The sequence below is a fragment of the Affinundibacterium nitidum genome (assembly GCF_014284155.1).
GTDB classification, from domain to species: Bacteria; Pseudomonadota; Gammaproteobacteria; order Burkholderiales; family Burkholderiaceae_D; genus Undibacterium; species Undibacterium nitidum.
The window spans coordinates 31099-43896 of sequence record NZ_JACOFZ010000003.1 but is presented as its reverse complement, the minus strand read 5'-3'; the positions used below and the strand labels follow the sequence as shown (position 1 = coordinate 43896).

At 48.2% G+C, this 12798-nt stretch carries 7 protein-coding genes; 5 read left to right on the top strand and 2 right to left on the bottom strand.

The genetic code is table 11. The annotated features are described in order from the left end of the window. Positions 1 to 3: 3 nt before the first annotated feature. Positions 4 to 1500 (bottom strand): mannose-1-phosphate guanylyltransferase/mannose-6-phosphate isomerase, encoded by a 1497-nt coding sequence (locus H8K36_RS10125; RefSeq protein ID WP_186916597.1) that lies wholly within the window; start codon positions 1498 to 1500, stop codon positions 4 to 6. A gap of 350 nt (positions 1501 to 1850) precedes the next feature. On the opposite strand from H8K36_RS10125, the gene H8K36_RS10120 reads away from it, so the two are divergent. Both H8K36_RS10120 and H8K36_RS10115 read left to right on the top strand, forming a co-directional pair. Further along, positions 1851 to 3305 (top strand): class I SAM-dependent methyltransferase, encoded by a 1455-nt coding sequence (locus H8K36_RS10120; RefSeq protein WP_186916598.1) that lies wholly within the window; start codon positions 1851 to 1853, stop codon positions 3303 to 3305. A gap of 5 nt (positions 3306 to 3310) precedes the next feature. Continuing rightward, positions 3311 to 6664, top strand: a complete 3354-nt coding sequence (locus H8K36_RS10115) for a glycosyltransferase (RefSeq protein ID WP_186916599.1) — start codon at positions 3311 to 3313, stop codon at positions 6662 to 6664. A gap of 46 nt (positions 6665 to 6710) precedes the next feature. On the opposite strand, the gene H8K36_RS10110 is transcribed toward H8K36_RS10115, so the two are convergent. Further along, positions 6711 to 7352: a Crp/Fnr family transcriptional regulator gene (locus H8K36_RS10110; protein ID WP_186916600.1), complete on the bottom strand. Its 642-nt coding sequence runs from the start codon at positions 7350 to 7352 to the stop codon at positions 6711 to 6713. 330 nt (positions 7353 to 7682) lie between these two features. Between H8K36_RS10110 and H8K36_RS10105 the strand changes: the two genes are divergently transcribed. From H8K36_RS10105 to H8K36_RS10095, 3 genes are all read left to right on the top strand, one after another. Beyond that, positions 7683 to 9035, top strand: a complete 1353-nt coding sequence (locus H8K36_RS10105; protein WP_186920447.1) for a FecR family protein — start codon at positions 7683 to 7685, stop codon at positions 9033 to 9035. Between the two features lie 68 nt (positions 9036 to 9103). Next, entirely contained in the window at positions 9104 to 11062 is a 1959-nt protein-coding gene (locus H8K36_RS10100) for an adenylate/guanylate cyclase domain-containing protein (RefSeq protein WP_186916602.1), read from the top strand. Between the two features lie 126 nt (positions 11063 to 11188). After that, positions 11189 to 12610 carry a tetratricopeptide repeat protein gene (locus tag H8K36_RS10095; RefSeq protein WP_186916603.1) on the top strand — a complete coding sequence of 474 codons (1422 nt, stop codon included), beginning with the start codon at positions 11189 to 11191 and terminating at the stop codon, positions 12608 to 12610. The last annotated feature ends 188 nt before the right edge of the window (positions 12611 to 12798 follow it).

Genomic DNA, 12798 nt, shown 5'->3' with positions numbered 1-12798 from the left:
TGATCAGGCTAGCTTGCGTTCTTCTTGTTGCTCATTTTCATGGCGACCATCTTCATGGCGACCATAAATATCACCGAAGCGTACGATGTCATCTTCACCCAAATAGGTTCCTGATTGCACTTCGATCACTTCGAGGTCCACCGTGCCTGGGTTTTCTAAGCGGTGTTTCACACCCAATGGAATATAGGTCGATTCGTTGGCTTTGAGCGTCATCACGTCTTCGCCACGCGTGACACGAGCGACGCCAGTCACCACGATCCAATGTTCTGCTCGGTGCTGGTGCATTTGCATTGACAAGCTGCCGCCCGGTTTTACGACGATGCGTTTGACTTGGAAATGTTCACCTTTATCCACAGAATCGTAGTGGCCCCATGGGCGATACACTTTGCGATGGTTGTCGGTTTGCGCGTAGTTTTGATCCTTCAAACGTGTAATAACGCGTTTGATGTTGCTGGTATTCGCTTTGTTGGTAACTAAGACTGCATCCGGAGTTTCGACGACGATGACATCATCCAAACCTAAGCAGGCAACCAAGCGGCTATCCGACACCAATAGGCAGTTGCGAGAATCTTCGACGATGACGTCACCGCGCAAAGAGTTTCCATCGCCATCTTTATCTGAAACTTCCCAAACAGCATCCCACGCGCCGACGTCGGACCAACCAGCATCAAACGGGACCACGCAAGCGCTGATGTTGAGCTGCGGTGCGCTCGCTAGCTTTTCCATCACTGCATAGTCGATCGAGTCTGAAGGACATGCACTGAAATGATCTTTATGAATGCGAACAAAGTCGATATCGATGTTGGCGTTTTCAACCGATGATTTGCATGCTGAGAACATCGCTGGGTTGAAATGTTGAATCGCTTTGAGCCATACACTCGCGCGCATCATGAAGATGCCGCTGTTCCACACGTAGTTGCCACTATCAAGATAAGTTTGTGCCACCGCTGCAGATGGCTTCTCGACGAAGGTGCGTAGTTCTACTGCTTCACTATTGGCTAACTTGTCACCGACTTGGATATAGCCGTAGCCGGTGTTAGGGTGGTTCGGCACGATGCCGAATGTCACCATAGCACCATTGATGGCTTGCGGCAGACCTGTTGCGACCGCTTGATGAAATTTTGCAGTGTCAGCGATGTTATGGTCTGCCGGCATGATCAGCAATACGCTGTCTTCGTTTTTCTCCAATGCCGAGAGGGCAGCCAGGGTGACAGCTGGCGCGGTGTTGCGACCGATTGGCTCAAGCAGCAAAGTGCAGTTGTTGAAACCCACGGTTTGAAGTTGCTCTGCTGTAATAAAACGGTATTCCTCGTTACACACCACGATCAACTTGTCGCTGACTGCTACTTCGCCATGGAAGGTGCGTACCCGCGAGGCGGTTGCCTGCAGCATAGTTTCATCGTTGAACAAGGAGAGAAGTTGTTTAGGGTGTTTCTCACGCGAGAGTGGCCACAAACGAGTGCCGGAGCCACCCGAGAGAATTACGGGCTGAAGTAACATGTTGCCTTTCTTTGTAGGTCAGTTTGGGCGTAGGTGCTTGATTTACCGCGCGCTTCGTAAAGTGACCTAGTCAAGTCAAAAATCGGTACGCTGTGTATGAACTGCGCTGCACGATCTTTATTGTCTAAAAGTTGTTTATTGTACAGGGAGAATGCCCCTATGAAATCTCGAACATTGTATAAGTATTGTATTCATTTGAAAAAGAGATTGGATTTGCAAGGAAACCATGCCACATCCTTTATACTTCGTCATTCATGCTTATCGAGCAAATCCCTAGGATAGATCAAAAAAATTGCGGTAAGTAGCCCAATATGTCGTGTAGCCATGCAAAAGTAGCATAAGAAAATTGTATGAATAAGAAAATATCGCCTGAAGCGAACACTAAGCAAGCAGAACAACGTTTGCTCGAAAAAGCTTCTTCTATGCCTCGCGTGGACGCTAGTACGCAAGCTGTCAATGTCGATCGCTATCTTGGTGAGGTAGTGTCGATGGCGTCAGTCCAGGCCCATGTGCATGTGCCAGGGCCTTTGCCATTCTCTGCAGCGGCGCCAGATTTACATGTGAAGCAGGAACCGACCGAATCTGGTTCGTATATCAGTCGACGTCTGGCAGCGATTTTCCAACCGGGCATCGGCTTTAAACAAAGATTACGCGCCATTCCTTTATTGGGTTATGCGATATCAGTGGTGACTCATGTACTCCGTGCACCATTGATGCGCCAGCAACATGAGTTGCGCATACAAACGATAGAAAGTTTGCGGGCGCAGGTTGAACAATTAAACGCTGTTCTGAATCAGCGTATTAGCGCGCTTGAACCAGCCTTGCAGAAAACGGCACAGCTCAGCGATGAGAACTTTAGTGCGCTTGCTCATCGCATGCAACAGCTAGAACAGATTAATACAGAGACGCGTCTACATCCTTTAGAGATGTTGAATATTGGCCACCGTTTGATGAAACTGGAGCAGACTGAGGCCGAGCGAAAATTACGTCAATTCTCCCAGCTTCTCCAGTTTTCAGAGCGTGAAAATCTGCAATTGCGGGCACAGCTTCATGAATTAAGTAGTCAGGTACATGCCTTGACCCATGGTGGCCAACAAGCTTTATTTTTAAGCTCAGCACCGGTCGCGACCAGTAAGAAAGATGAACTTGGCGTCGACGCTTTCTTTAAAGATTTTGAAGATGCATTCCGTGGTTCTAAGGATGAAATTAAGCAGAGATTGAAAGTCTATTTGCCTTATCTGCAGTCGGCACAAATCGGATCTGCGGGGCAAGTGATTGACGTTGGATGTGGCCGTGGTGAATGGCTAGAACTTCTTGCCGAAAATCAAATTCCAGCGCTGGGCGTTGATTTGAATTTAGCCAAGGTAGAGTCATGCATCGAGCAAGGTTTAGCGGCAAAAGTGGCTGATGCAATTAGCTTCTTGCAGCAGCAAGAAGCCGGAAGTGTTGCTGCGGTGACGGGTTTTCATTTGATTGAGCATTTGCCTTTTGAAACCATGCTCGCCTTATTTGATGCCGCTTTGCATGCATTGCGTCCAGGTGGCGTTTTGATTTTTGAAACGCCGAATCCAGAAAATTTACTCGTTGGCGCGTGTAATTTTTATTTTGATCCTACCCATTTACATCCGATAGTACCGGCCGTGGCGCAATTCATTGCAACGCAAAGAGGCTTTGCGGAAGCAGAGATTTTGCGCCTGCATCCTTATCCTGATGATCATCGCACCACCGGAAATAGTGATGTTGATGTGGCCATTAATCGTTATTTCTTCGGTCCTCAAGACTACGCCCTGATAGCGCGAAAATAAGTAGTATGAATATTCATCGTATCCACCAATTTAGCTTCGCTACCAGCACCGGTAGTGGAGTGACCAATAGCCTTTTCTACACGCAAAAAATTCTGCGTGAATTGGGTTTCGAATCAGAAATATTTGCACGTGATGTCGCCCCTGAATTGCGCGAACTGGTTCGCAAAGCGAGCGAGTTGCAAGACGATCCGCATGCCCTGATCCTAGTGCATCATTGCTTAGGTTACGACGACACCGATTCGTTATTTGCCTTATCAAACCCGAAGGTGATGGTGTACCACAATATCACCCCGCCTGAATTGCTCCCCCCAAATAGCGAAATTGGTCGCTACGCAGTACTTGGGCGGGAACAATTGGCTCAATGGAATACGCGCTTTATTGGAGCGATAGGCGATTCTAAGCTGAATACGCAAGAACTTACACAGAACGCTTATCTCAATCCGGTCACAATTCCTATGCTCGTTGACTTAGAAAAGAATAGTCAACTTCGCATCTCAACTGAGACAGCCCTGCAGTGGAGTTTCTTACGTGATAGTTATAATATTTTGTTCGTCGGTCGTATTTGCGAAAATAAGAATCAAGCAGAGTTAATTGAAGTCTTGGCTCACCTGCGGACGATGGCTAGCAGTAAATGTCGTTTGATTTTGGCTGGCGAAACAACAAGTCCGGAGTATGAAGATTTCCTGCGACAAGAAGTGGCTCGTTGGAACTTGAGCGATCAGGTCGTCTTCACCGGCAAATTGAGTGAGGAGTCGTTACTGGCGCTCTACCGTCAATCCGATGTGTTCGTGTGTTTAAGTGCGCATGAGGGATTTGGTATGCCGATGATCGAGGCAATGCAGTACGGCTTGCCGGTGATCGCACGTCAAAGCAGTAGCATTGCAGATACGCTCGGTGGTGCCGGATGGTTGTTAGCGGCGGAAACGAATGCGCATCGCGTTGCTGCCGCCGTATTGACTTTGATGTCTGAGCCCGCATTGAGACGTCAATTATTGCAAACGCAAGCAACACGCTTGGCGCAATTTGCGAAAGGCGAAATCAAACGACAGTTAGCAAACTTCCTTGCTCAACTCAAGATAGCGGCGCCACAAACGGTGTCAGAAGATGCGCCGGTTTCGCATGAAGTGTGGCAAATCGAAGGACCTTTCGATTCTAGTTACAGCCTAGCGATTGTGAATCGAGAATTGGCCCGCGCTCTACATCGAGACGGCGCCTTTACAAGCTTACGTTCGCATGAAGGTCATGGCGATTTTCCTGCTAGCCCGCAGTTTCTAAGTGAAGATGCGGAATGCGCACAAATGCATGCACTGGGAGATCAGTATCTCGGCTCAGATCGCTACCCCAATGTCGCTTTACGTTTCTGCTACCCGCCCTATGCGAACGACATGCCCGCAGGCTTGCGTGCAGTACATTCTTACGGGTGGGAGGAGACCGGTTTTCCGCAAGCCTATGTTGAAGAATTTAATCGCCGCCTCGACTTGGTTACCGTCCTCTCAGAGTCGGTGGCAAAAGTCTTGCGAGATAGTGGCGTGCGTGTGCCTATCGCCGTTACAGGGGCAGGCGTCGATCATCTCTTGCATACCGCTGCAGAAGAATTACCGAACACGATCACTCAAGGGCTGAAGAAATTCCGCTTCTTACACATTTCCTCTAGCTTCCCACGTAAGGGAATCGATGTTCTTTTGCGGGCGTTTGGCCAGGCTTTTAGCGCGTCGGATGACGTCAGTTTGTTGATCAAGACTTTTCCTAATCCTCATAATCGCGTCGCCGATATGTTAGAAGAATGTCGTCGTGAGAATCCACATTATCCTCATGTTGAATTGATAAATGAAGATTGGCCGCAAGCGCGAATCGTGAGCTTGTATCGCAATAGTCATGCTTTTGTCGCACCTAGCCGTGGAGAAGGTTTTGGGCTGCCACTGGCGGAAGCCATGTTATTTAATTTGCCGGTGATTACCACAGCATGGGGCGGGCAACGCGACTTCTGCAGTGAAGAAACTGCATGGTTGTGCGACTACCAGTTTGCTAAAGCGGATACGCATTTGGGTTTAACGCATTCGTTATGGGCCGAGCCTGATGTACATCATCTGGCTGCGCAAATGAAAGAGGTATTCTCGACTGATCCGGTGCTCTATGCAGAAAAGTTGGCACGGGCAAAACGCAATATTGAGCAGAACTTTACTTGGGCAAAAACGGCGCACAAAGTGAAGTCGGCGGTGCAGGCCGTGCAAGCCCAAACGCGCTTGCGAGATGAACCAAAAATCGCATGGATTTCCACTTGGAACGCTCGTTGTGGCATCGCGAACTATTCTCAATTTCTAACACAAGCTCTGCCGCAAGATCGACTATTCGTACTGGCGAATCACATCCCAGAGCGCATGGGCATCGATCAAGATAATGTAATTCGCTGTTGGAATGCACAACAGAGTGAAGACTTTGAATATGCGTTGATGCACATTGTAGAGAAGGGTATCAAGGCGGTCGTTATTCAATATAATTTTGGGTTTTTGTCGGTTCCTAATCTGGCGGAATTTTTGAAGAAATTGAAGTCTCACGAGGTCGAAGCTTACGTCTTTTTCCACTCCACAGCGGACGTGAAAATTGGTGAGCAAATGGTGTCTTTATCGAGCATTCAATCGACGCTGTCTGAAGTAGAGCGACTGTTTGTGCATAGCGTTGACGATATGAATCGTCTGAAAGCATGGGGGTTGGTCGACAATGTTGTCTACTTCCCGCATGGTGTTGCCGCTGCACCTGAAGTGCCATTGGCGAGAGCGGAGAAATGGGCGGAATCTAAGGTGATTGCTTCCTATGGTTTTTTGTTGCCGCATAAAGGTATCCGACAACTGATTGAAGCATTTTCTCAGCTCGATCACGAGTCGCATGACTATCATTTGTTATTGGTGAATTCGATTTACCCAGACCAAGTTTCATATGCTGAGGCAAATGCTTGTCATGAATTGATTCGCGTGAAAAATCTGGGTGCTAAAGTCAGCTTTATCACTGACTTTTTATCTGACACTGAAACCCATGCTTTATTGTCGAACGCTGACTTAATCGTTTTTCCTTATCAACAGACGCAAGAGTCTTCGAGCGCTGCAGTACGTGTTGGCTTGGCGACCGGAAAGCCAGTCGCAGTGACGCCATTATCTATTTTCGATGACGTGAAAGAAGCAGTGACCTATCTCAAAGGAACTGATAGCGCCTCGATGGCGGAAAGTTTGAGGGTCTTGCTCGATACGCAGGCGAGTGCCATAGCGCTGAATGAAGAAGCCCGGGTTTGGTTTTCTGAACGCAATTGGAAAGCACTTGCGCAGCGTTTGTTAAACACCATTGATGGCATCGCAAACGATCATTGAGTTCGAACTGGTTGGCAGTGCTCGCACTACCAATCAGATCAAATCATTATTTTTTAGGAACTTCCGTATCATCAATTCCTATTGTCGCCGCTTGTTTTAGTTTTTCCGGTTGTTTGACGATCAACATCGAGCCTTGTTTTTCGATGATGTTGAGTTTCATCAGTGTGTGCAGGGCGCGTGATACGGTTTCGCGGCTGGTGTTCACCATAATCGCGATTTCGTGTTGACGTGGCAAACCTTCGATCACCGCGCCTTGATTATTGACCATCACAAAGGTTTGTAATTGCGCAAAAACACGTTGGAAAGCATTAGGAATACTGAGAAGCGTACGCTGACTCGATGCCGCACGCACGACTTGTGCAAAATGCGTCATCAGACGTTGAGCGATGGTCGGGTTGTGGAAAATCAATTCCCGCGCCTGCATATTGGGCAAGAAAGCAACTTCTGAGGTTTTAACGGAAATCACCGAGGCAGAGCGTGGTTTGCCGTCAATGACTGATAATTCGCCGAAATAGGTGCCTGGATGAATAAATTGAATACCAATTTCTCGACCATCTTCAGTGAGGTCGACCACTTGCAGCTTGCCGCTGATCAAGAAAGCTAAGTTGTCAGCACTATCACCTTTGCGAATGACTTGATCATGGCTCAAATAGATGCGACTGGTCATCAAGCCTGCAATGTGGTTCATTGTGGCTTGGTCCAAGTCCTTGAATAAAGGTATTTGTTCTACAACATTTAACGAAATCGGCATGTGTTAAACGTAATTTCTTTAATTAATTTGTAATTAAACCGCAGTTCTTGATGGAAATTTGTGATCTGTGTCACAGACATCGACATGTTGCTTATATAGTGTTAACCCTGTAAAAGTCAATAAAAAAGCAGGGCTCCGCTTGAATATCTTTATAATGGGAGCCAAATAGAAGAAGGTGCAGTGAATGCGAAGAGGCTGATTTGGCGCTGCTCGCGCTTTCTCTAGGCATCTTACCCGATAGGCGTGTATGGTTGCTCGAGTTTGGGTATGAAAGTTTTTAAGGTGGTTATCGTGAAAAAATTATTAAGTTGCGCTGTAGCGCTGTGTGTTTGGATATTAGCGAGTGGTGCCGCCTTGGCCCAAGATCTCGCTGGTTCAGTCTTGATCGTCATCGGTGATGCGCAAGTGGCAGATTCCAAAGGTGCAACGCATGCTCTGACGCGCGGCGAAAAGGTTTATGCAGGCCAGTCCATTGTGACGGGGGCGAACGGCCACGTCAATTTGCGCATGGTCGATGGTGCGGCGGTGATCGTGCGTGCTTCCTCACGTCTGAAGATCGAAGATTATTTCGTCGATACGGCCACTCCATCCAAGTCACGCATTAAGTTAAATCTCGAAAACGGTGTGGTACGCAGCATCACTGGTAAAGCGGGTGAAGCCTCTAAAGAATCGTATCGCTTGAATACCCCATTAGCAGCGATTGGTATTCGCGGCACAGACTTCGTTGTACAAGCATCCAATGACGTTACCCGTGTTTTGGTACAAAGCGGCGCGATTGTCATGACACCTTTGAACGCAGATTGCACCCGCGATACGCTGGGTCCATGTAAATCGGCGAGTTCTCGTGATTTGACAGCAGCGATGCGCAACGCCTACCTTGAATTGCGCAGCCGTGCCGATGCACCTGTATTTGTGCCAGCAGAGAAAGCGATCGAATCGCCAAACCTGATTGCACCTCCACGTCAGGATGAACCACGCGTTGGTGGCGATAAGGGCAACAAGGCAGCCGCTGTTTCAACCGATGCCTATGTTGTGGACGCAAACGGTAATTCCGCGGTGGGCAATATCAAAAATCAAGTGGCAAGTACGGTCAAACCTGAAGTGCCAGTGGTGGAGCCTGTTGTCCCACAAAAAATCTGGTGGGGTCGTTGGGAAGAGTATGCCAATGGCGATGCTCGCACCATGAAAAATGTGACCAATAGTGAACGTGAAGTTAGTTCAAGTAACCCTGTGTTTGGCTTGTTGCGTGAAAAGACGGAAGAGTTTGCATTGCCAACAGCGGGCGTTGCTTCTTTCAAATTGGCTGATTCCGAAAGTTATTTGGTTAATGTGGATAAGACCTTAACCACAGCAGCGATTACTTCACCTGCTTTGACAATCGACTTTGGCAATCGCCGCTACGACACTTCATTAACCGTGAAAGCGCCAGGCATTTCGCCTGTCGGTATTCAGTCGCAAGGAACGATTACATTCCAAGGTTATTTTATTAGCGAGTCGAATTCGCCGAACACGTTTGTGGATGGCGCCTTAAATCGAGACGGTTCACAAGCGGGTTATTTATTCCAACGTTTCCTCGAAAACGGTACTTCGGTGGTTGGTGCTACACGCTGGATACGATAAGCTTAGATTCGTTTCTGCTACACCCGCACAAAGTGAAAACTTTGGTGCGGGTTTTTAGTTTTTGATTTATGCAACGTAAAGCACAACGGGCTCTTTCCTTAATTACCGCGCTGGCCGCAGCTGTTTTTGCGCTGAAGCTTGCGCCTGCCTTTTTTGCGCCCTTAGATCACACTCTCAATGATTGGCGTACCCAGTTGGCGTTAGATTACGCTGCCATAACGCAACCATCAGCTCAGCAGGAACAGCGCGTGTTTGTGGTCGATGTCGATGAAAAAAGTTTGAGTAAAGAGGGCCCTTGGCCTTGGCCGCGTACTAAAGTTTCGGGCTTGATTGAAACTTTGATCGACCACTATGGTGCTGCTGGTGTTGCGTTAGATATCGTATTTCCTGAAGTTAAAGAAAATGATGCGGTTTTGGTTGGACAGCTGCAGCGCCCTCAAGTCACCGGTGCCGTCATTTACGATTTTCTGGGTAGAGAACAGCCAGAAGTGACGAAAGGTCTACCACCTTTCCCCACCATTGGTATGCCGTCGAAAGCCCCGCGTACACTGGGTTTGCCCGTCAGCGCTAATTATCCAGGACTGATGCCGCATCGTCTTGGACATATCACCCCCTTGTTTGACTCCGACGGATCACTACGCCATTTACCACCGTTTGCATGCCACACTGATCGCCAGAGCGAATGCCTGCCATTGCTCGGTATTTCCGCTTACATGAGTTTGCTTTCTGAGCCCACGCTCTCAATGAGTGAAGGGAAAGGCTTATTTGGCCCCGCTTGGGAAGTTGTTATCAAGGAAGGCAAGGATGTCACGATGGTGAAAGTGCCCTTGGATGAAAATGGCACTCTCACTGTTCCATATCGTCATCGCTTGAAAGACTGGTCAGCCATTTCTGCCACCGATATTTTGCAAAAGAGAATCTCGGCTGAAAAATTACGTGGCAGTTTAGTCATTATTGGCGCGACCGCGTTGGGGATGTCAGACGTGGTGGTCACGCCTATTAGTTCTGTCGCCTCTGGTCTAGAGCCGCACTCAGAAGTCATGGTTGCCTTGCTTGATAATAATTTCTTAGTGACGCCAAAATACGCTTCGTTGTTTGTTGTCGTCTTATTGCTTCCTTTGGCCTTACTGCTCTTTTTCCTCTTGAAGCGGGCCGCATCGCCAGTGCAACGCGCCTTTATCGTGCCTGCATGGATGTCGTTGAGTTGGCTGAGTATGACGGGCATCGTCATGTTGGCGTATGTGAAGTTCGACTTATTGTTGCCACTCACGCCATTTGCCTTGTTTCCTCTCTTCACCACTTTCGCCATCGGAAGTGTGGAACTCTATTTATCTGCACGCGAAAAAAATGGTGTTTCGGGTTTGCTGGCAGCCTACCTTCCAAGGCAAGTGGCAGATAAACTGACTGAGCGTAATCATCGTGACGGCAAAATGGACACCTCGGTCGACGCCAGTCGGCGTCAAATTACGGTGATGTTTGCCGATGTGCGTGGGTTTACAGGCTTAGCGGAAGGTCATCATCCAGAAGTAGTTGCGCGCCTGATGCATCGAGTGTTCAGCGAGATGGCGGCGGCCGTGGTCAGTCATGAAGGTACCATTGATAAGTTTATTGGCGATGCGGTGATGGCCTTTTGGAACGCCCCAGAAGATGATCCGCATCATGCGCTGCACGCCTTGGCCTCGGCACAAGACATGCTACGTCGCATGCATCAACTGGCAGCGTATTGCGATGAACTTGGGGTGCCGCATGTGAAGATCGGTATTGGTATTGAAACGGGGTATGCTCTGGTTGGTAATTTTGGTTCAGAACACCGGCGCACTTATACTGCCTTGGGAGAAACCGTGGTGTTAGCGAGTCGTATTGAAGGTTTAACCGGGCAATTTAATCGTTCCATTTTGATTGGTGAAGCCTGCGCAGAAGCCTTGCATGGAGAAGGTCTTGAACCCTTGGGTGAAGTGCAAATTCGCGGTAGACAACGCGTACTTGCTTTGTATTCGCCCAAGCACATGCCAAACTCGATGCTGTAGTGTGACCTCTTGCGCAGTAAGTTACGCAGTAAGTTGCGTATGGAAATTATTGTCAAGTGAGCAAAAATACTTGGCAAATCATACGAACTGGTTATAATTCGGCACCCTGAAAATTATTTTTCTTGCATGAAAAGAATCCTTTCCTCTTTGGTTTTACTGCCTTTAGTGTCGCTGCCCATGTCGCTGTGCGCACAAGTGCTAAATGTGAAGAGTGAGTCGGATGCGCCAACCGTTGCTGAAAGCCAGCAAGTCACGCAAGCACAAAAGGCACTTGATTACCAAGTCGACGTCGCCGCATTTCCTGATGTCAAAGCCTTATTAGACCAAACGAAAGTGGCAGATGCCATCTTGGCCTTGGAAAGCAAACAGCCACAGCACGAGAATAATCCACGTTTTTTTAACCTGCTCGGCGTCTTGTACTTACAGCAAAAACAGTTTGCCAGTGCGGCTGCGGCATTCGAACGTGTTGTCCTGATTCAGTCTGATAACGCAGGTGCATGGTTAGATCTCGCTATCGCCAACGCTGAAGCGGGCGAGTTCACACAAGCAAACCAGTATTTCGACTACATCGAGGCAAGCCATCGCCCGAGCGCTCAAATTCTGCGCATGATCGCCACGTATCGTGCCCGCATGCAAAAGCAAATGGACGACCACAAGCCTTGGCGCAATCAGTTTGAGTATTTTATTGGGCGCGATACCAATGCCAACAGCGGTTTGTTGGTGAGCCACATCACCGTTACCTTCGAAGGTAAGTCGATTGACCTGCTTTTGGATGAACAGTACAAAGCGCACCCAGATACCTTTCGGCAAGTTTCTAACCGTTCCCATTTTCAAAGTCGTTTGCTCGGTCAAAATTTTGGTTTCGATTTGGCATTGACCAATCGTTCCTTCACCAAAGAACACGTCTATTCTTATACCGACGCCAGTTTAGGTATGACTTTAGGGCATAACTTTGATGGCTTTGATGCCGGTATCGCCGGTTCGGTCGAGCATTTCATTTGGGGTAATCGTTCGTTACTGAATAATTCCGAAACATCACTCTTCGTTGAGAAAAACTTCGGCCCATGCCAACTCAGCTATGTGTTGGACTATGAAAGTCGCCGCTACGTTTCCACGGCGAACCTCAATGCCCGCTCGTTGTGGAGCAATATTGCAGGCTCATGCCAGCGGCATATGGGGGCGTATCAATGGGAGGCGGCTGTAGTTGCACGCCGTGCCAACGACAAGCCAGTGGTATTTCGTGCCGGTGGTGCTACTTCGCGCCAGGAAAATATTCTTCGTTTAAGTCTAAAAACACCTTCAGCCTTACGTGCCGACCTCAGTTTTAGTTTTGGCCGAGCCGCCGATGAAGAGGGTTATAGCGCTTTGCTGGAGAATAATGCGAGGCGTGTGGTACAGCGTCGTAATTATCGTTTTCAGTTGGGGTATCCTTTCGGCAAAAATTGGATGGCCTTTGCTGCCTACGAAGATAATCGCAATGACTCTAATCTAGTACTATTTAGACAACGCGGCCGCAATATTAGTGCCGGTGTGCGCCTTAACTATTAATTGCATACGATTAAGTGCCTACTATTAATACTGCCAATGTCTTGCAAAAGGCGGTTCAGCACCCATCTCGACATTTCGTGACCTACGTCAATTGATTCTTGGCATTATCACCACGTAAACCCTAGTTTCGCCCCTGATTACATAGCGAAACGTTTACATTCTGATAGGTAATTACGATAGAATCATGG